This is a genomic window from Oscillatoria nigro-viridis PCC 7112, from assembly GCF_000317475.1.
Classification (GTDB): Bacteria; Cyanobacteriota; Cyanobacteriia; order Cyanobacteriales; family Microcoleaceae; genus Microcoleus; species Microcoleus nigroviridis.
The window spans coordinates 62847-83042 of sequence record NC_019731.1 but is presented as its reverse complement, the minus strand read 5'-3'; the positions used below and the strand labels follow the sequence as shown (position 1 = coordinate 83042).

The following is a 20196-nucleotide window of genomic DNA, read 5'->3' as shown; positions in this document are numbered from 1 at the left end:
AAACTTGGCTGCAACTTTTCTCTGTTAGTATAAATATATCTCTGAACATTGCTATTGCTACGACTCATCCCTGCTTTTTGTGCAAGTTTCTTCTCTGGCATAAGTTTGAGTTCTCATGCGTTTTTTGTTGCTAAAAAGCCCCCAAATTTAGCTAACAATTAAGCTGAGGCAAGCACAGGTTTACTCGCACATTCTCAGAAAAAACAGCCAAAAACAGCTAAAAACTCACGAAAACTCAGTCCCAAAAAGTAAAAATTGAGGTTTTTTACCGTTCCGGTACACTTAATATCAATTTAACAATTTAACAGCAAACTCGACATGGTAAAATTAAGTCAATAGCTTGACAGAAAACAAAACAAGAAACGGCGTTTGAGTAGCAACCGTGCGAAAAGTGACGCTAAGACTAAAACTCTTGTGTAGTGAGGGTTTTAGCGTTTTCGTTACATTTTTTAACGTCATGTCCTATTTTGCCCGGATCTCGGCTTAGGGGTTTTGCGCGATCGCACTTACCAAAACCCAATAACTCCAACACAGGCAGTAAGTAAGGTTTCAGCCGATTCGTACAATTTACCCGTTTTGGCACGGTGATGCCTGGTACTCATGGGGCAAAAGGTGAAACCAATTGCCAATTACCAATTACTAATACCCTTCATTAAAAAAGCCCTCGGCATCACGCTGGGGGCTCTTTGTTTTGGGAGACGATCGATCGGACTAATCCTCCTTTGATTCCAGAAACTTTCTCAGCGCGGGTATTATCCGCTTGGGCCACTTTGTATCTGGGGGTAGCGATTCTTTAAGAAAGTTTACGATTTCCCCTACTTGCTCCGGTAGGTCGATCGCTGGTGCTGGATTCTGCTGCTTATAGGCTTCTAGCTCAGCTTGTAAATCGCCAATTTCCAGCCTCAGCCGGGATTCTGCCGGATTAGGCTTTAAGCTGTACCCGCGCTCTAATTCCCGAATCTTATTGCCTTGTTTGAGGATAGTGCTTTTAGCATCTGCTAGCTCGTCTCTAGCGTCGCTTAATTCCCTCTGCCAGCGGACTTTCTCAAGCTCGATCGACCTTCCCTCCCGGTGTACTTCTGCCGCATCTTCCTTAACCTGTTTCTTGAGTTGGGCTAGGTCTTCCCGATCGGCCTGGACTGCTGCCAGTTGCGATCGCGCTTCCTCCAATTCCTGCCTGAGCGATTCGTCTTCGTTGCGATCGGCGCTCAGGCTGCGGACTCCCCCAACAGTTCAGCCTTTAATTGTGATTTGATATTAACCAGCTTGTCTGCTAGCAGTTTGTCTAGTACAGAGGCAACTGTCGCTTCTAAGTCCTCACCTGTCGGCATTGTATTAGCAGGTTCCATTCCTAACGCTGACTCTAATACCTTTACAACCCAACTGTTGACGCTAGTGCGTTCTTCCTTCGCTGCGTCTTTAATGGCTTCTAGCAAGTGTTTTTTACCATCAAGCCGGAGATTGAGCTGGATTCGATCGGAGGTTTTCGTCTGATCCGTTTCGCTTGTCATAATTTTGTCTAGTAATAAACTAGCTACAATCTAGCACCTTGTTAGCCTCTTGTCTAGTACATAAGCTAGACATATACACTAGCATTAATGCTATAACAAATACTAGACAGTAATTACTAGATAAATACTAGACACAGTGCTAGTATATAAATATAGCGAAACGGGAACGATACAAACCGCCCGCTGCATACACTTCACGCCACACATAGGACGCCACAATGATTAACGTACTCGCCGCCAAATTCAATCAAGTTGACGCTTCGATCGCTAATACTCAGTCTCAAATCGCCGCACTCCAAACCAAACTGAGCGAGCTTCAAGACTACCGCCAACAGTTGCTTTCAGTCGAGCAAGCTATGCAATCGGCACTGTCTCAAGTCGATACCGCGCTGATTATGCTGCACCACGTTGATCCGACTGAAATCGCTACATTCAAAGATGCACTGGTAGTCAAGTTTGCCACCGACGCGATCGGCATTCTGTCCCCAGCCGACACTGCACCGGCACAACCGATCGAACCGGAGCCTCACGCACCAACCGCGCCAGAGTCACAGACAGTGCCAGATGAATCAGTGATTGATGTTCAGTCCACACCAGCCGACATTACACCAGTAGAAACGATCGCACCGACAGCGCCAGAGTCACCCGCTACAGACATCGAAACGCTACTCAACAAAATGTCACTCGCTGACATTCGCAAGCTTGCCAAAGCTAAAGGCGCGGATGCAAGGGGCAACCGGGTCAACATCGCTGCGAGGTTGAAAGTTCTGGTTACAAAAGCTGAGGTGCTAGCCGTTAGCTAGCCGTTGCCCGACCGCTAGCGAACCATCAATCGCTAGCGGTATCTAGACATAAGCTAGACAAATGTACTAGCGCTGACTCATCAGAATTACTAGACACAAATACTAGCTTAACTGCTAGACAATAACTAGACAGACTGCTAGTATGTATCTAGTACAGAAAACAACCGCCGGCCCGAAGTTTGGACGCCAAAGGCCGGCGGAATTAGCCCCAAAGGTAGGACTGACATGAAAGTAACACAAACTGCTACAGCCACGACGATCGACACTGCCGCCCCCGCCACCTTCACCTGTGCGAGCGTGTCCATTCGCCAGACTGATCGAAGACAATAGATACTGCTGCCAAGTCAGCCAGACCGCAAGCGATGTCAAGCGTGGGCATTGGGAGGCGACTATTTCCTGTTTTGAAGCACTGGCTAAAGCGGAAGCCGAGCAAACTCCTGAACCTGCTGCCCCCGAAGTCGAAATGGCGATCGCACCTGCCACATCTTCAACACCTGCACCCGTAGCTACCGCACCAACTGCCACCGGGCAAAACGAAGAACTTCCGAACCGAGGCGATAATGGGCGAGGCCGGCTGCAACAAGAGCCAGTTAAGAAAGTTTCGACTGTTCAGATTTCTGGTAAGAACCGTGAGGAGCCAGCGGCCAAGAAATTGATGCTGACATTGGTTGCCGTTAAACGCATTAGCTCGCTCTGTGGCGGCCTCCAACTTCGATCGAAACGAACTAGAAATTGCTGGTGAGCTCAGTTTGGCGATCGGCGGTTTTGTTATTCCCAGGCGTAGTAGTTCGCGACAGTAGCGGATACAAAATTATCAGCGGGCATTTTCAGTACCACGCGGCGGTTGTGGCCCGACAATTAAATCCGAAAGCCGGTGAAACGATTCCGGCGATCGTCCTAGAATCCGAAAATCAAACGACAGGCGAGCGCACTACTTAAGATGCTGAAGTTCGTAGCTTAGACGCCGTGGCCCCATCCCAGAAATCGGATGGGGCGCATTTTTACCCCCATGCCATCGTAAACCTCCGCTTCAATAACTCTAATCCTGTAGCTGCACCAGGAACCAGCAACCACCAAACTGGGTTAGCGATCGACATTGAAGATGCAACAGGCTGGGAAGTTTATTTGATGCGGTATGGCTGGAATCCATTACCAGGCGATCCACCTCACTTCGACTACCAAGGCGACGCCATCCTCGATCTTCGCAGTCAATCAATACTCGCATTTCAGCAGCTTTGGAATCAGAACCATCCTAATGAAATAATTAGCGAGGATGGGGGCTTTGGTCCCAAAACCGAGGCGGCACTTAATCGTTCTCCAGCTCAAGGTTTTCCTAAAGCGCCGTGGGATGACAAACCCAGAACGTTGCGCTTGGCAAAGCCTAGAATGGAAGGCTCGGATGTACTCAAGCTTCAGGAAGCCTTGAAGAAGGCTGGCATTGTAGTTGGGTCTGATGGTGAATTTGGACCAGCAACAGATAAAGCTGTCAAGGAATTTCAGCAGAAAAAAGGTTTAATCGCAGACGGAATTGTTAGTGCCAAAACCCGCGAACAAATGGCTTAAGGGATTTGCGATCTAGTTAACAAAATCTTGAACTAAAGGATGTGTTGCTGAATTGGCAGAGCTTTCTGAAGATATTGAACTTGCGGCTCCACAACTCTGCTGATGCTGCAACACTCTGAGTTAAACAAAGATGCTGGAGTGATAAGGTGAAAATGGCTGACCAACCCGATCAAACATCGAATATCTATGCTTTATTAATTGGAATTGACGGCTATAGGCCTAATCAGTTGTACAAGGATCTGAAAGGAGCCGTGCGTGACATTAATCTTGTAGCGGACTACCTTATATTTGGGTCTACCGTAGCCAACACTTCACTAATACTTTACACCTTTTATTGTCTAAAGGTCTAATAGGTTTAACTGTTTACGCAACTGCTCAACATTCTTGATTTGGCTCCAGTCCACATCAGCCTGTTGTAACAGAGAAATCGCCACACCCATCAAATGCTGAGGATACACTCGTTCTGCTGGTGGCACAGCTTGGGCGTTGTTGTCCCTAACAAGTCTGGCTGTATCTGCTAACCATTCCTGCTGGTTGCGAGTAATTTTGAAATTGACCGCAACCAGTTTCTCCTTGGAATTAGCCAGAGTCGCAGCTTCAACCGGAGGGTCAAGAGCAGGTACCCTATCAGCTTCAATATCTACTGGTGCCGGTGACTGCTTAATTCCCGAAAACTGGCTCAGCTTTCCCATCCCCCCCATCTTACTCTTGGGTTTGTTCACGACAACCTCCACAATTTTTTGCACTCTTTAGCTAAAAACCGATAAGATGAAGCACCGGAGGACTTGGCAGCATAGGCGGTGACAGGCTTTTGCTGAGCAATGGATTCTGCCACAGCAATGTTGTCAGGAATCACCGTATGCAGCAGCCGATAGTCCAGTTCCACAGAAGCCTCAACCAGCAAACTGTCAGCTTCCTGGGTCAACAGCAAGCGCGACTTATAGCGAGTCCGTAACACCTCAATTGGCACTCCTGTTTGCTCCCCTCGAATTAATTCCACCGCTTCCGACAACCCTTTGAGAGCAGCCGGTTCGCACAGAGTCGGAATCAACACGCGATCGCACGCCAACAAAGCCTGTACCGAAACAGAGGAAAGCCCAGGCGAACAATCCATCAGGCACACATCAAACCCCTTCAGCTTAGAGAGGGCTGGGGTGAATAAATCATGAGGTGACTGCAACTGGAACAGTCCCAAATCCCCCGGAATCAGCCACAGATTTTTTACCTCTGTATTTAATGGCTCTACGTTATCCCCCTGAAGCCAATCTAAAGCTGTCGGCTGCTGACCGTCTTGACCTAACCCAAAACTGAGGGTGCGCTGCCCATCCAAGTCGAGCAGCAGGACGCGACACTTACTTGCAGCGAGGCAAGCTCCTAAGTTTAAAACTGTGGTACTTTTCCCCGTACCGCCCTTGAAATTGAAAATAGCGACCTTCAACATAAAATCCTATTAAGGTCTAATCATTGTTTAGCTTAACACTTTTATGAGCTTAAATGTTAAAATCCTAATATATTAAACGTCTAATATGTTTAACCGTTTATGGATAATTCTGAGGTCAGCCGCAGATTGGCAGTTAAAGTCTGAGGTATTTTGTCTGGCTGGTTAGACCCAACGATCGACCGGGGCGATTGCTCTTTTGAGTAACGAGTGCTCGTCGGCAAGGCTTGCGGTTATTGGTTAAACACTTAAACGTATTATACCTTTAAGTCTTTAGAGTAAGTGTCTCCCATAGCTGGCGAGTGAGGCAACTGAAGCAATGTGCTGCCGTATGCTGATAAGCTGCTACGCAGCTTAGTAGTTGACAGGGCGCGCTGGCATACGAGTGAAAAAGTGGTTGTTCCAGAAGGAATCTTTCTTGAGTATTTGCCGCCTTATTCTCCTGAACTTCAGCCAGCAGAAAGGCTGTGGTGTCTTGCCGATGAACTGAAAGTTAATAAAAGTTTTGACAGCCTTGATGATGCGAGAAGAAGTGCTCGCCTCGCGCTATCAAATTTTAGCGACGACCATGACAGAGAGAATCAAAAATCTTACCTTTTATCATTGGTGGTCAGAGCCAGAAATTTTAGCCACAGGATAACTGATAATTTTCCTCTTCTACTAACTTCATAATTGCTATCTATTCATTTCACACGCTCGCAAGTGGACAGAGGAACTTTTTTGCTGCTCGTCAATTAGCAAGCTTTATTGAATTTTAGACAATTTTCTCTTCTTCCTTTCAACTATAAAAGTTCTTTTTATTGGACGATCGCGAGCGCAAGTTTCTTTACTCCCGACGATAAAGGGGGTAACTAACCCGGATTTGGTATGACCAAGGGCTAAATCATGAAAACATCTCTAAATTTGACAGCCGCCCAATTAGAGTAACTAAAAGCGCATTTGTTCCCTGGCGACGGTCAAGAAGCTGTTGCTATTGCACTTTGCGGTCGCCTTGTTGGAAATGGCACGCATCGCTTGTTAATCCACAAAATTGTGCCAGTACCTTACGAATACTGTTCCCTTCGTACTCCTGACCAAGTGAGGTGGTCAACTAATATCCTCATACCATTCCTCTGTGAAGCTGCCAAGCGCCGCATGGGAATTCTCAAAATTCACAGACACCCTGAGAATTTCCCCCACCATTCTGATATTGACGACGAGGCTGACCGCCGCCTTTTCCCGTCTATCTACGGCTGGGTAGAGTTGCGTCAAATTTATCAGCCCACGACCGAACAGTGAAGTTAGGGCAACAGCGATCGCTGTTGCCTGGTAATAATTCCCATAATGGTAATTTCGGGAACTATTCAGGGTTTAATGGGTTAATTGCGCGATGAATTAAATTCGCTATGCTCGCCAATCCCTCCAGCCTCAACTCCTTGGTTACGGTTTCTAGCCTCCTGGAGACCTGGACCGAATTCCTCGCTCTTGATGTCGCTGCGGGGGACGCAGCACAGGATACCGCCGATACCTACCGTCGCCAGTTGCGACTGTTCCTATCCTGGTGCGATTGCGCCAGCCCCCAAATCAACCCGACCAGTGCAACCAAAGAAGATATCAAGCGCTACCGTCGCTTTTTAGTGGACGATCGTTCATTGAAGCCGGCAACAGTAGCCCTAAAATTATCGGTAGTCAGGCGCTTCTATGATGCAGCCGTGGAGAAGGGGCTAATTTTGACCAACCCTGCCCTCAGCATCAAACCACCGAGGGAAAAGCGAGATGCTGCTGAGAAGGTGACTTACCTAGAAAAGTCGGAAGTCGAGAAGTTGCTGGCGGCGATTAAGAGCGACGGCAGCGTGAAGGCGCTGCGGGACAAGGCGCTGCTGGCGATTATGGCGCTGGAGGGGCCGCGCACGGTGGAGATGCACCGGGCTAATATTGCTGATTTGGTACAGCAGGGCAATAATTTGGGGATTCGGGTGGAGGGGAAGGGCAGCATTAGGATTGTGCCGCTAACGCCGGAAATTGCGCTGGCTCTGATGAATTACTTGGAAGCGAGAAAAGCGATGGAAGTGCTTGCGCCCTCTAGCCCGCTGTTTGTAGCTGTGGGATACCGGGCAGGTGGGCAGCGGATTAGCCGCCGGGGGATACGGAAGGTTGTAGATGGCTATTTAAAGGAAGCAGGGCTGAAACATTCGCCGGGGCGCACGATATCGACCCACAGTTTGAGACATACGGCGGGAACGCTGGCGCTGCGAGCCGGGGCAGAACTGCGGCAAGTGCAGGACTTGTTGGGGCATAAAGACCCCAGGACGACTTCTATTTATACTCACGTAGCGGAGCGATGGGCCAATAATCCGGCTCTGAAGTTAGGGATTACAATTGGGCAGTAAACGACCGGAGCTTCTTTTGTCCTGTTTTTCCCACTTCACTCACAGTTAGCTAATGAACCGAAAAAACTCTGAAATAGGCGAGCAAATCGCCCAACTTATAGCCAGCTTGCCCAGCGATGACCTCCGACAGCAAGCTAAGACGACAGCTCAGATAGAGGAATGGGATAAAGCGAGAACAACCCAGCTTCTTTTGGCTAAGTGCTGGAGAGCTAAATGGCTTGTTAAGGACTATTACCCAGTTGAGGAAGCTCTGGAAAAAAAAGAGATTTCTCAACGAAAAGCTAAGTTGATCGATCAACAAGTTAATGAATACAAAGCTCGATGGGAGCTTTGCCAAGTTGCTGAAAAATACGTCAAAAAACTCCACACTTATCTTCAAAAGTTGACGGGTTATGTGGATCATTTTCCTAAGCCATTAGTCCATTATTGGTATAAGTTTTTTCACCAAGTATCCCTGAAACAATATCCATTTCAATCAGCCTATGATTTATTTGCAGAGACTTTAAAAGAAGATGTTAACGGTTCTTTCTCTGTATGCCTGGAACCCTACTATGAGGTGCCGATGAAAAAGTGGAAGCAAGTCGCTAAGCAGTACACTGAAATTTTGGAGCAATCCGAATTGGATGGCTTTTACCCAAAACTTAGGAATGCAGAAGAGCAGAAATTAAAAAGAAACTTGGTTTGGGACAAAGTTGGTTTTTCTTGGATTGGAATGGTTCTGTTGGTGTGCCAAAGTGAGGCGAAAAATGACTCGCAACTCAGGAAGAAATTACTCGCCTACAACGACTCACTACACGAAGCGCTCAGTCTAGCTGTGACAGCTAGCCGCGAATTGCACGGCTGGGCGTGGCACAAAGGGGATTTGCTTGACGCGAATGGGGCAGGCGGTGTTTACCGCAAACCTTAACAAAACTTCAAATCTGGATCGCATTTCATCTGACACCTGGGCTGATTACCTATGTTGGATTGCAATACTTTCAGATAAAGGAGCTTTTTTTCTCATGTTCGACCCTCACACCGCTATCGTTGTGTTAATCTTTCTGGGCGCGTTCATTGTTATAGCCAAGTATCGGGAAGATATAGTGATGCTTTTAGGGGGCTTGGCTGCTTCCGGTATCTATTACTTTCTGTTTTTGCATCACACCTTACTAGCCATTATCAAGACCGCAATCATGAACCAAACTGACTTTTCGGAAGCGTTGCCCTCGAAGAGGATCGTCGCCCTCGAAGCTTCCCTTGATGCCAAAATTGAGAGGTATTTCGATCCTTTAGACACTGACCCCGACGTGCTCAAACAACTGTTAGCTGACAAGCGCTCGGAAAATACCAGACGGGCCTATGAGCGTGATGTCAATGACTTTTTAGTAACTATGACGGGAAAATCCGCCGTACCTGATAACGTTTTGGAGTTCCTGCACCTGGAAGAGCGTCAGGCCGTGGCGGTGGTTCTCAAGTATAAAGCCAAGCTGATTGAGAAAGGGTTGAAGGAAGCGACTGTTAATCGCCGACTGGCGGCTGTCAAGTCGTTGGTGGAGATGGGTCGCAAGCTCGGCGCGTGTCACTATACGCTAGGGGATATAAAGGGAGAGAAAGTTACCAGCTACCGCGATACGACTGGGGTTGACCGACCAACTTTTGAGCGGGTGCGATCGGGTGCGATCGGGCAACTCTGGCGGGGAAGCGTGACTATGCTTTGCTCCGGCTGCTGTGGGGTAATGCTTTGCGGCGAAACGAAGTCTGCCAGTTAAACGTTCGAGATTTTGACCCAGCTAGTAAGAGTTTGCGGATTCTGGGGAAAGGACGCGGGACGCAAGCTGAGGTTGTGGACTTGGGAGCGGCAACAGTGCAGGCCATTACCGACTGGTTGGACGCCAGGGGCGGCAACTCCTCTCAGGACGCGCCACTATTCACGGCCCTCGACTTTGCGAATACGGGTCATCGGCTAACAGGCGACGGCTTGAGAAGAATCATTGTCCGTCACTGCGAGAATGCTGGTATCAGTAAACAGATGTCACCTCACCGCATCCGACATTCAGCTATCACGGCGGCACTGGACGCAACAGACGGGGATGTGCGGAAGGTTCAGAAACTCAGCAGGCACAGGAATTTAAACACGCTCATGATATATGACGACAACCGGGGTCGCGACCAACAGGACGTTACCGAAATGCTTGACTCTATGTTTTGAATGTTTTTATAGCGTTGCCTCAGTAATTCGTTAATTAGGGGCGTATTTTTGCCTGCCATCAAGTCTCTAATTTTGTGGCGATGACGCTGTAACGCCTAGCCGTGAGAAGGATTTAGAGTTTACAAATTGGGTGTTGTTGGGCTGGGATTCATTCAAGTGGTATATATGTCCGAATAAGAGCACCGCAAACTGTCGATGTTGGCGGCCAAGACGGGGCGCAAGAAAGTGGATATCGTGCGGGTGCCCTTGGAGGATGGATTGAAGGAGGTGGGGGAGTAGGGATCTCGTCACGTTTGTTGCGATGTTCGTTGTGCTCGCCATAAACGTGACGATCTCACGAACAGCAATTGCTCTTTTTGAAAAGCGATCGGCATTTTAAGTCCGACGCCGCTGTTACGCGGCAGACGGCAACTTTTCAACTTCTTTCACCCCCAAAAACCGCACGTTGACAATTTCCCTGTAAGCCTCTAAATCCGGCTGCCAATTTTCCAAAAGCTTGTACAAATGTTGCAGTTTTTCTCCTTCTAATTCCCCTGCAATTTCGTACTGGAAGCTGCCGGAAAACAATACTGCGGGAGTTGGCTCGGCATCTTGCAGTTGCAACAATGCTTCGGCAACGCTCAAGTTAAGTTCTCCTTGTTCCAGAGAGTAAACTAAATTGACAGCAGCTTTGACGGGAGCTTTCCCCACATCAGACCAAGTGCCTTTTGCGAGTAAAGTGGAGGTAATGTACTCGCGAGCTGCGTTTTCATCTCCCCCTTCAAAGGTGATGAAGCTTCTGGGATTGACGCTTAAAGCTTGATAGTCGGTGCGGGGTAGCGCTTCAACGTATTTGCGGATGATGTCGGGAATTTTTACGTCTTCTTGTGATTTTGTAGAGAGAGATTCGATGAAGGTGATGGCGTTCGATTGGGCGACGATATTGATGCCGTTGGTGAAGGCAACTTGAGAGATTTGGGGACTGAAAACGGGAGGGCGGGCGAGTTCCCAATCGGATGGAACGATGCCGCTGTATTTGAGGAAATCCGAGTTGAGGAGGGTGGGAGAGTGGTTTTTGGCTGTTAGGGCTAAGGCTAGTTCTTGGATGGTTACTTTCGGTGTCATGGTTGTTGGTAGAGCGGTATAGGGTTACATTTTATACTGTACAAGTTGTCTTTGTACAGGGGGAAGGTGAAAGTTAGGAGAGTGCTGAATATAAAGTCGCAGTGAGCGGAACGAGGATTGCCAGCAGTTGCGGAGGAACTTTGAGAAACTAATCTAAAAGTAAAATTTTATCCTCCGAAGTTGCCAACGGTTCAAATCGGCCCGCTCGAGTATGCTGGTGGCGCGAGCCGCTTCGCCACGATCGCGCATCAAGGTTTTTAGGGTGAGCGTAGTTATTCGCGATCGCACCGGACGTGGGACGCTCGCCCATTCTGGTTATGAGCGAAAAAGCAGCGGTTTTTTCCGGTGCGAGCGTACCCGAGTCTCCATTTTTATAATCTGTGCGCGTGCGGCGAGAGTGCGAACGCTCGATCGTGGAGCTCGAGTTGAGGTGGGATAAGTATTAGTTAAGGGTCGCTCTCGCGCTTGAATAAAAAAACAGCCCGAGAGCGACCGCAAAGAACGAGAGCACTTTTGACGATCGAGCAATTTAATTTGACAAATGGGATCTCGCTACTTTTTGAATGGTTATTTTCTTAGCGGGTGACAAGGCACCTCTAGTCTAAACAGGACAAAGGTTTGAGAGAATGGTAAGGTAAAAAAAATAAGGAGCCACACGGGCTCCCCAAAAAACAAAATGTTGCCACCATTATACCAAAAAATTCTGCTCCCTCATCTCAATGAAAGCCAATACTTAACCTTGCAACTGCTGTTGTTATTGCTTCAGGCTCATCGTCAGGTCAAGCTCTCCGTATTAGCCAGTGTCTTTCCTCAACCGATTCAATATCAAAGCCGCAAACGAAACTTACAACGATTTTTAGTGTTACCTCAGTTGTGCGTCAAACTATTGTGGTTTCCCCTGATTAAATATTGGATTCGACAAGAACAAACCGGAAAGCGTTTAAACCGAGAACAACGTCGCTGTGTACGAAAACTCAAGCATCAAAAGTATGGCTATTGGATTGTTGCAATCGACCGGACACAGTGGAAAGGACACAATATATTTATGGTTAGTCTGGTCTGGGGAACTCATGCTCTTCCGATATATTGGGAACTCTTAAAGAAGTCAGGTAACAGTGACCTCAAGACTCAAAAACGACTGTTAGGTATAGTCCTTCCTCTGTTTAAGAACTATCCCGTCTTAGTCTTAGGGGATCGAGAGTTTCATAGCCCCAAACTCGCATCATGGCTTGATGCCAGGGGTGTATCTTTTGCACTACGTCAGAAAAAAGACTTCCAATTTCAAGAGAATTTAGGTGAAGACTATCAAGTGCTCAAAAAGCTTGGCTTCAAACCTGGGATGTCCAAATTTTATCAGAATATTTTGGGAAATAAAGGAGACGGTTTAGGGCCATTTAATCTGGCTGTGTATTGGAAACGAAAATATCGTAAGCCCGGACCAAAAGAACCTTGGTATATTCTGACAAATCTCCCCAATTTGAAGCTGACTTTAGATGTTTATTGTTGTCGGTGGGGCATTGAACAGATGTTCAAAGATTACAAAACTGCTGGTTATAATGCGAGAAGATACCAAGGTCAATGAAACTCGCTTTTTATCCTTGGTCTTATTGATTGCGCTTGCTTATAGTTTGGCGACGGTTCACGGACAATGGCTCAAGAAGTTAGGTGTAGAAATTTATGCAGGACGGATCAAGGAGCATCAAGACAAAACCCCACGCCAAAGTGAATTTAGTCGCTCGCCTCTATGGACAACGGTGGATCTATGGGATGGAATTATGGAACGATTGGGTAACAAGTCTAATTGCGCTCAAACCCCATAAACGTCTCTATTTTCAGCGCGGCTTCTTGGCTCTATCCTTTATGAAGCAAGCATTATAGGTACGTTGTCACCCGCTAAGGGTTATTTTTGGTGTCATGGTTGTTTGTAGGGGGATATTTTTGCATTTTATGCTTGGTAGGTTGCTTTTGTACAGGGGGAAAGTTTTGTGAGTTAAAAAGTGTGATCGAAGAAGCAATTAACTTAGATCAAGTATAACCTTTAGCTGGTAAATGAGGTACGCGATCAAGCTTAAAAATCTTCTTGAATTTAGGTAATATTATAAATCTCATATTAGTGAAAATCGCTATATTCGTTGCTAATTTTTTTGCTGCTTGTGTTCAAAAGTGTTATTTATTTGTTTTCCTTAATATAAAAGATCCTATAAACACTCAAAAAAGAACATAAATATAAAGAGCTAAAAAATGAGTATTCTAATGTTCTGAAAAATGCAAATCTTAAAATTTGCGTGCTATCATTTATAAAATAAATAGTAGATGTGTCTAATAGTCCCGAAAGCATAATAGTTAAAATTCCTATTAGTGCTACCATCCCTCCTATACCCCCAATAGCGTCTCTTAAGCTACCATTAAACTTAAAAAGATTACTGAGAACAAATAACAATATTGCAATGACTACTGAAAATAGATTTAGTGGCATTAAATAACTTGAAACCAGTGAGAAACCAAAGGCAATTTTAGCAAAAGTGTTACCCGGGAAAAAAAATAGCTGGATTGAGGTCGAAATAAAAACTATCGTACTCGTAAAAAAAATAAATGTGGCTATTGGTGCGCACCAAGATTTTACAAATATCTGCCTAAATTTACTTAACATAACTCTTTTCCTTTTTGACAATATACTTGAAATCCAGTTGGGGCGATCGTAAAATCTGGGTTATTTAACCCAAAAGGGTCAATAAATTTTGTGTATTATATCAATTACGGTTGCATCGGTATGATATGTTCAACGCCGCTGACGCAAGTTGCATCAAACTATATAATTCCGAATCAGCCGGAAACGATATTAGTCACTTGCTGGAGTCGAAAACGATACTTCGGGGTCGATCACACGCACATGGTTACGGCTGCTCGCGGGTATGCTCGCTCATCACTATAGCAAGTCTAAATCATTTGTACAATAGGTTAATCCTGTTATAAGAGCAGCTTTGCGGATCTCGAATGCAATGCCGATTACTCGCTCGCTCGAGCGGGTATTTTCTGAATAGAGATCGAATTGCATGACTCATTTAGACGCGCTATATTCCCTAGTTGCGTAAGCCCTGGATTTTTCCCTTTGGCTTAATCTCACTGCTATCAACTAGCATTTCTGGCTAGATTAAGGAGCGGGAGGCCTTGGAGGAATAGGAGGAGGAGTTGGATGAGGGGGAATATAATTGGTGTAAATTCGTTGTCCTATTAATCCTTTCCAAGCATCCATAAATCCAGTCGGATAACTTAATGTAGCCCCAGGTACTGTTGTTGTAAAAGCATTCCGGTATCGGTAAAACTTAGTCCAGATACCTGACGCAAGATAGTTAAGAATCCCTTTGCCTCCAATCATCACCCAATCTCCTTCTCGTAATTGACTTTGTGGGGTTACGGGGTAACGCGGCGGCTGCCAATGAGCTATTAGCTGAGGGTTGTTAGGGGGAGCTTGTCCGGCTCGAATAAATAGCGCACCTCCAATCGCCCCTAAAGCTCCAGCATATCCTATATCTCTCATAAAAGCATATAGTTCAAATTTTTCTTCCTGACCAGTTGCGTAATTGAACAGCTTAAAAGTAAGTGTTCCTCCAATGCTGCTCGTTGCGCCAGTAATTATCCCACCTCCTACATTTCCTAAAGTAGCAGCTAAAGCAGGACCAATTAATGCCCCTAAACCGTAACTTGCTCCGCCAATTATTGCACCACTAACAGCCCCTTCTAAAGCTCCTTTTAGTGATCCTTCTATCATTGTTTCTTCCACCGTTTTCCCACTGGACATCGAATAGTTTTCTATGCTATTAGATGCTCCTCTAAATGCTCCTAGTATTGCTCCCAGAAAACCGGTAAAAAAGGAGCCCGTTAATACTGCTGAACCAAAAATCTTAGCCCTTGCATAAGTGAGACCAATGCTTTGCATTCCTGATAAAATGCTCTGCACTTGAATACTTGCCAACAGCTCTTGTATAGACCAATACCCGCTAGGGTCAGTATTAACAACCGGATTAGCATGAGCATACTGATAATCATGCAAACTCATCGGGTCATTCAGCGTCCCCTCATAAGCATCAGCCGAAACAAACCTCCCTAAAAACGGGTCATAATACCGCGCCCGCAAATAATCCAACCCAGTCTCCCCATCCCGCTGTTCCCCAGCAAACAAATCAGCATTATTAGAACCCCCAGTCGAGACAATCGAATTCCCGTAAGCATCATAAGAATAACTATCAGTAACCGCCCCCAAACCATTCGTCAAAACCCTCGTACTACCCAACCCATCAACGTGATAAAACGACGATTGACCACCCTGTAACTTACCAACCAAATCGTACCCGTAAACATAAGAACCCTTAGCATTCCCCCCAGCATCATACTCCTCAACAACCTGAGAATAAGGCTGCAACTCATCAATCAAATACCGAGTCTCCACCCCATCAACAACCTTACCAACCCTTATCCCCTGAGCATTATATTGATACCCAACATTCCGAGTAACACCACCCTCATTAACCGTCACCCCCATCAACCGATTCTCACCATCATTCTCCCACCGATAAACAGTAGAACTGCTTCCAGTCACCTCCGAAATCAAATTCCCATTACTATCGTAAGAATAAATAGTGGCAACACCATTAGTTGTAGACGTAGATAGCTGATTCAAATTGTTGTAAATATAAGTCGTTACCCCACTCACAGAATCAGTCTTACTCAACCGATTCCCCACAGCATCGTAAGTGTAACCAACAACCCGATTTTTCCCGCTAGGGTCATTAGTAATCTTCTCCTCCAACAACCGATTTAAATCATCATACTTGTACTCAACCTTACGACCGCTACTTTCCAATACCTCCCTGCGATTACCAACATTATCGACAGCATAATCGTAACTAGAAACAACCTGCAACTCCACCTTAGTCACCGGGTCAACCTTAACCGTCTTCACCAAATCCAAACGACCCAAACTATCGTAGATACGAGTCTCAACTAAATTGTTCGGATACGAAGTTTTCCAGAGATTCCCCAGAGAATCGTAATCATACGTCACCGTCCCCATATCCGGCGTACTAACCGTCTTCAAACGCCCCTCAGAATCATAGGTATAGCCAGTCGTGCGAGTTGGAGTCTTAACCTCACTAACTTGCCCGGATTCATACTTATATTCAATCGAATTCCCGCTAGCAAGATAAGGGCCAGTGGGGTCTTTTCGAGAAATTACCTGCCCCAAACTGTCATACTTGTAAACAGTCGCGCCCCGACTGTCAGTAATTGTTTCTTCCAACCCATTTGTAGCGTAAGTAACGCTAACAGTTGCACCGCTAACATTCTGATACTGCTTAGCAACAACTTGGTTTTGGTCGTTGTAAGTATACTTAACCGTCTTGTTATTAAAATCCGTAATCGTGACAGCGTTAGCCACATCATCGTAAACAAAAGTAGAACGCTTGCTATCCGGTCGAATTACCGCCTTGCGGCGACCTTTGTCATCGTATTCGTAAGCCGTTACCTGACCCAAAGCATCCTTAATACTTGTCAAATTGCCCGCACTATCGTAAGCGTATTCAGTACGATGAAGCAAAGCATCGACAACAGCCTTGAGTTGTCCGTTAGCATCGTATTCAAACTTAGTAGTTTTGCCATTCGGGTCAGTCGTTGCTGTAACCTGACCTTTACTATCATAAGTAGTAGTAGTCGAAGTTCCCCCAGCAAAAACAGTTTCAGTCTTGCGATTTCCAACTGCATCGTAAGTATAGGTGATGTAATTGGTAGCATCAAAACGAGTCAGACTGACGCGACCTGCTGCATCGTATTCGTACTCGGTACGGTTCCCCGAAATATCGATTTCTGCTTTGACTTCCCCAGTTTTGTAGTATTCAGTTTTAGTGCGGGAATTGGTGGCTAAATAAGCTGGGGTACTGTCGGGATAAACGATATTTGTCCAGTCAATCAATTGAGGAGTTTGACCCGGAGAAATAGCGTTCAGCAATTGCTGTACTTGATTAGCTGTTTCGTTGGGATAAATAGTTTCAGTCAGCCGTCCCGCGTCATCGTATTTGTAGTGAGTAACTCCTCCGTCACGGTCGATAGTAGCCCTTTGACGGCCGCCTTTATCGTAAACAGTAATGGTTCGGGAATTGTCAGAGTTGCTGGGAGTATCGTCGGGATAAATAGTTTCAACTAACTTACCTTCGGAGTTGTAGCGGTACTCGGTACGGCGGTTGTTCTCGATGCTGGCACTTTGGCGTCCGGCTGAGTATTCGTATGTTACGGTGCGGCCTCCTTGAGTAACTGACTTGATTTGTCCTGAGTTGTTGTAAGTCCATTCTGTTACAAATTCTTTCTCTCCAGTGGGAGTTGCTACTTTCATTGTCTCCCGCTGCATATTGCCGTTGCTGTCGTAGATGTAGGTAGCTTTGTTGCCTGATGCGTCTTCTAAATTAGTTACATTACCTCCACCATCGTACTGAAAGCGGGTGATGTTATTAGCTGCATCGGTGAGGCTTAGAATATTTCCCCTCATATCATAACTATACTTAGTAACATTCCCCGCCGCATCCTTAGTTGTCAGCAAATTACCACTGGGAGAATAGGTATAACTCGCACTATTCCCCAACGCATCAGTCTCAGTTAAAACCTGTCCGCGACTGTTATAAGTCCACCGCGAAACATTACCCAAAGCATCTTTCTCAGTTAACTTATTCCCCCGACTGTCGTAAGTCCATTCAGTAGTTGCCCTCACTGACACTGGATTGCCAGCAGCATTTAACTCGCTAGTAATTACAGTTTCAGTCAGAACGTTGTTGTTGGCATCGTAAGTCCTGTCAATCCGCTTACCTAACGGGTCAATCTCAGTTAAAACATTCCCGCGACTGTCATAAACGTAAGTAGTTTCCTTCCCGAAAACATCCTTAACCTTCTGAATCGAATTATTCGGGTCATAAACCAACTCAACCGCCGACCCATTCGCATCAATCATCTGTTTGAGGCGACCTTTCTCGTCGTACTCAGTCTTAACTCCACTCCGTCCCAACGAATCGATAACCTCAGTCAAAAAGTGCGGTCTGTCCTCATCTTCATACTCAAACCGAGTTGCATTATTCTCCCTATCCTTAACAGCAACCAAATCCCCTTTCGCATCGTATTCGTATTTAACCTTCTTCCCATCCGGGTCAACAACACCGACAATCCTCCCAGCAACATCCCTCTCAAAAGTCACCGACTTACCAGTCGAACTTGCAATCCCCGCATCGCTAAAAGTCAGCTTATTCCCATTCGCATCAGTAGCAGTCAGCAAATCCCCAGTTTTAGCATCAATCTCGTAAACCAACCCTTCCTGAGTCGTCAACACATAAACCCCACCAAAAGCAGGATTTTCAGGATTGAAGGGCTGCCCGTTCACCCCGTAATACTCGCCGTACTCGTTCCTGACCAAATTCGCATCCTTAACCGTCAGAGTCATCGTCGAACCCTTTTGAGATTCAAACGCGGGTTTGTACATCGCAGCCCCCGGCCCAGCAGCCCCTAAATACTGATTCAAATGACTCGGAGTCGGCTTAAAAGTAAAGGTTTCCCGCTTACCTCCGGGTAGGGTGATGAATACCTTAGTCTTGCTATCAAAAGCTACGGTATTGATGCCCAACTCCTCGTAAATCGGGTCAGCCTTCAAAGAAGTCTTCAAATCAGTATCCCGGAATTCCATCCGCCAGCCGTAGCCGAAATCATCGCTATTATTCGCATTCAAAGAATCGTAAGTCCGAGTCACGTTAATCGGAATACCCGCCACCGGAACCGTCAAATCAGTAAACGACAACCGGAAATTCCCCAACTTCAAATCGCCCGCAACATTCACCGTCCTTTCAGTAGTCGAACCGTTGCCGTTGGTATCGAATGCAGTGAACTTGAGAACGTAAGCGCCGTTGGCCAAAACAGTCGGGTCAAAAGTCGCAACCGTTCCGTTGCTGACAGCAGCAGTTCCCCGATAAACCTCCTTAAATCCTCCGCCATCGCCCGGAATTTGGCCGCCACCAACCGGAGCAACTTCCAATGTATAGTAAGCTAAATCGCTGTCACTAATTGTGCCGGTGATATTGACAGGCGCGGTGATTTCTGCATCATCTTCTAAACTGATGTTGATAGTTGGCGCGTTGATGTCGGTGGGGTCAATTGCTGCTACAAAAACAGTCGCACTTCCAGCATTCCCAGGTAAAGAAGCCTCCGTCCCCGAAGCATTCCGCAAATTACCAAAACTATCATAATTAAACCGAGCCATATCTCAAAAACCTTTTGCTTCAATCTTCTTTTGCTCCACACTCTAAAAGAAGTTGAATAATCTCTTGATTTTTTTCTTGTTTCGCACGGCTGAGCGCAGTATAACCCCCAATATCTTTGGCATTAATATCAGCACCAGCTTCCAGCAAAAGCTTAACTGCCCTAATACTTCCAGAAACAGCTGCGTTTTCTAAAGCCGTCCAACCTTTTTTTGTTCTTACATTCACATCTGCTCCTGCTGCCAAAAGAAGTTCGATAATTGCGACTTGGTTGTCATCTGTTGTCACTGAAGTTATGTGTGAGAATCGTGGGAGTCCCGCACCTTGAGCAGCCATTGTTAATGGAGTTTCATGCTGATCTTCTGTAAAACAATTTGCATCAGCTTTATGCTCTAACAAAAGCTTTACCACAGCTACCCAACCCCAGTATGCAGCTATAGTAAGAGCTGGATTTTCGTCGGAACCAATTGCATTAACATTAACTCCACTTTGAATAGCAGCAATAACTGCCTCAACATTGCCCATTGCAGCAGCGGATATGAAGTCTTCTGTCAAAGTATCATCTAGTCTCTGACGACGCAGTAAACCTTCCGAAAGTATCTCTTCTGCTTCTTGTCTTAACTCTGAAGAAGTTAAGGGTGCAAGATAGTCAAAAATTTCCTGTAATCCCCAGTAGGCTGCATCCCATAAAGCTGTGTATCCACCCGTCTCAGCGTTGACATCAGCCCCTGCTTCGACCAGCAATCTAACAACATAAAGATCTGCGGCTCGAACTGCTTCCATAAGCGCAGTTTTATTATCATCAAGTCTGATATTAATGTCAAATCCGCTTTGGATTAGCTCTTCTAAATTTTTGGTATTCCCCCTAAAAAAATCACAGACTGCCGATTCTAGTAAATCCTTATGTTTCAGGGAGGACGAATTTTGCATGGTTTTTA

At 46.1% G+C, this 20196-nt stretch carries 19 protein-coding genes and 1 pseudogene; 11 read left to right on the top strand and 9 right to left on the bottom strand.

What is annotated here, in order from left to right:
- Positions 1 to 403: 403 nt before the first annotated feature.
- The 3 genes from OSC7112_RS40545 to OSC7112_RS33560 form a co-directional block, all read right to left on the bottom strand.
- Positions 404 to 583: a hypothetical protein gene (locus OSC7112_RS40545; protein ID WP_190274476.1), complete on the bottom strand. Its 180-nt coding sequence runs from the start codon at positions 581 to 583 to the stop codon at positions 404 to 406.
- A 128-nt stretch (positions 584 to 711) separates the two neighbouring features.
- Positions 712 to 1170: a hypothetical protein gene (locus OSC7112_RS33565; RefSeq protein WP_015179850.1), complete on the bottom strand. Its 459-nt coding sequence runs from the start codon at positions 1168 to 1170 to the stop codon at positions 712 to 714.
- 38 nt (positions 1171 to 1208) lie between these two features.
- Positions 1209 to 1511, bottom strand: coding sequence for a hypothetical protein (locus OSC7112_RS33560; RefSeq protein ID WP_015179849.1), 303 nt, complete (start codon positions 1509 to 1511; stop codon positions 1209 to 1211).
- Positions 1512 to 1729: 218 nt separating this feature from the next.
- Between OSC7112_RS33560 and OSC7112_RS33555 the strand changes: the two genes are divergently transcribed.
- Positions 1730 to 2314 carry a hypothetical protein gene (locus tag OSC7112_RS33555; protein ID WP_015179848.1) on the top strand — a complete coding sequence of 195 codons (585 nt, stop codon included), beginning with the start codon at positions 1730 to 1732 and terminating at the stop codon, positions 2312 to 2314.
- 137 nt (positions 2315 to 2451) lie between these two features.
- Here the strand turns inward: OSC7112_RS33555 and OSC7112_RS40540 are convergent, their stop codons facing one another.
- The gene (locus OSC7112_RS40540) at positions 2452 to 2619 is read right to left on the bottom strand and encodes a hypothetical protein (protein WP_190274475.1); all 168 of its coding nucleotides are present in this window, start codon (positions 2617 to 2619) and stop codon (positions 2452 to 2454) included.
- Here OSC7112_RS40540 and OSC7112_RS33550 point away from each other — a divergent pair.
- The 3 genes from OSC7112_RS33550 to OSC7112_RS33540 are packed head-to-tail and all read left to right on the top strand — an operon-like array spanning position 2604 to position 3877.
- Positions 2604 to 3056 (top strand): hypothetical protein, encoded by a 453-nt coding sequence (locus tag OSC7112_RS33550; protein WP_015179847.1) that lies wholly within the window; start codon positions 2604 to 2606, stop codon positions 3054 to 3056. The two genes, OSC7112_RS40540 and OSC7112_RS33550, sit on opposite strands and share 16 nt — an antisense overlap.
- A complete protein-coding gene (locus OSC7112_RS33545) occupies positions 3053 to 3253 on the top strand; it encodes a ParB N-terminal domain-containing protein (protein WP_015179846.1) in 201 nt (66 codons plus the stop codon). The genes OSC7112_RS33550 and OSC7112_RS33545 overlap by 4 nt, the downstream gene beginning before the upstream one ends.
- A 27-nt stretch (positions 3254 to 3280) precedes the next feature.
- Positions 3281 to 3877: a peptidoglycan-binding protein gene (locus OSC7112_RS33540; RefSeq protein ID WP_015179845.1), complete on the top strand. Its 597-nt coding sequence runs from the start codon at positions 3281 to 3283 to the stop codon at positions 3875 to 3877.
- Positions 3878 to 4215: 338 nt separating this feature from the next.
- Here the strand turns inward: OSC7112_RS33540 and OSC7112_RS33530 are convergent, their stop codons facing one another.
- Both OSC7112_RS33530 and OSC7112_RS33525 read right to left on the bottom strand, forming a co-directional pair.
- Positions 4216 to 4599 carry a hypothetical protein gene (locus OSC7112_RS33530; protein WP_015179843.1) on the bottom strand — a complete coding sequence of 128 codons (384 nt, stop codon included), beginning with the start codon at positions 4597 to 4599 and terminating at the stop codon, positions 4216 to 4218.
- On the bottom strand, positions 4596 to 5318 hold the full coding sequence (locus OSC7112_RS33525; RefSeq protein ID WP_015179842.1) for a ParA family protein: 723 nt from the start codon (positions 5316 to 5318) through the stop codon (positions 4596 to 4598). Before OSC7112_RS33525 ends, OSC7112_RS33530 begins: the two co-directional genes overlap by 4 nt.
- 318 nt (positions 5319 to 5636) lie before the next feature.
- Here OSC7112_RS33525 and OSC7112_RS42540 point away from each other — a divergent pair, with 318 nt between their 5' ends.
- From OSC7112_RS42540 to OSC7112_RS42280, 6 genes are all read left to right on the top strand, one after another.
- Positions 5637 to 5987 carry a transposase gene (locus OSC7112_RS42540; RefSeq protein WP_071884064.1) on the top strand — a complete coding sequence of 117 codons (351 nt, stop codon included), beginning with the start codon at positions 5637 to 5639 and terminating at the stop codon, positions 5985 to 5987.
- Between the two features lie 267 nt (positions 5988 to 6254).
- Complete coding sequence (locus tag OSC7112_RS39100; protein WP_150111767.1) at positions 6255 to 6593, top strand: hypothetical protein; 339 nt, start codon at positions 6255 to 6257, stop codon at positions 6591 to 6593.
- A gap of 107 nt (positions 6594 to 6700) precedes the next feature.
- Positions 6701 to 7684, top strand: a complete 984-nt coding sequence (locus tag OSC7112_RS33520) for a tyrosine-type recombinase/integrase (RefSeq protein WP_015179840.1) — start codon at positions 6701 to 6703, stop codon at positions 7682 to 7684.
- Between the two features lie 52 nt (positions 7685 to 7736).
- Positions 7737 to 8591 carry a hypothetical protein gene (locus tag OSC7112_RS41510; protein WP_015179839.1) on the top strand — a complete coding sequence of 285 codons (855 nt, stop codon included), beginning with the start codon at positions 7737 to 7739 and terminating at the stop codon, positions 8589 to 8591.
- 265 nt (positions 8592 to 8856) lie between these two features.
- Positions 8857 to 9432 carry a site-specific integrase gene (locus OSC7112_RS42285; protein ID WP_317623975.1) on the top strand — a complete coding sequence of 192 codons (576 nt, stop codon included), beginning with the start codon at positions 8857 to 8859 and terminating at the stop codon, positions 9430 to 9432.
- Complete coding sequence (locus OSC7112_RS42280) at positions 9405 to 9872, top strand: tyrosine-type recombinase/integrase (RefSeq protein WP_317623974.1); 468 nt, start codon at positions 9405 to 9407, stop codon at positions 9870 to 9872. Before OSC7112_RS42285 ends, OSC7112_RS42280 begins: the two co-directional genes overlap by 28 nt.
- 393 nt (positions 9873 to 10265) lie before the next feature.
- Here the strand turns inward: OSC7112_RS42280 and OSC7112_RS33505 are convergent, their stop codons facing one another.
- Positions 10266 to 10976 (bottom strand): hypothetical protein, encoded by a 711-nt coding sequence (locus OSC7112_RS33505; protein WP_015179838.1) that lies wholly within the window; start codon positions 10974 to 10976, stop codon positions 10266 to 10268.
- Positions 10977 to 11652: 676 nt separating this feature from the next.
- Between OSC7112_RS33505 and OSC7112_RS33500 the strand changes: the two are divergent.
- Positions 11653 to 12854 (top strand): annotated as a pseudogene (locus tag OSC7112_RS33500) (IS4 family transposase).
- A 1273-nt stretch (positions 12855 to 14127) separates the two neighbouring features.
- On the opposite strand, the gene OSC7112_RS33485 reads toward OSC7112_RS33500, so the two are convergent.
- Positions 14128 to 19260 (bottom strand): RHS repeat-associated core domain-containing protein, encoded by a 5133-nt coding sequence (locus OSC7112_RS33485; RefSeq protein WP_015179836.1) that lies wholly within the window; start codon positions 19258 to 19260, stop codon positions 14128 to 14130.
- A 19-nt stretch (positions 19261 to 19279) separates the two neighbouring features.
- Positions 19280 to 20188 (bottom strand): ankyrin repeat domain-containing protein, encoded by a 909-nt coding sequence (locus OSC7112_RS33480; protein WP_015179835.1) that lies wholly within the window; start codon positions 20186 to 20188, stop codon positions 19280 to 19282.
- Positions 20189 to 20196: the final 8 nt, after the last annotated feature.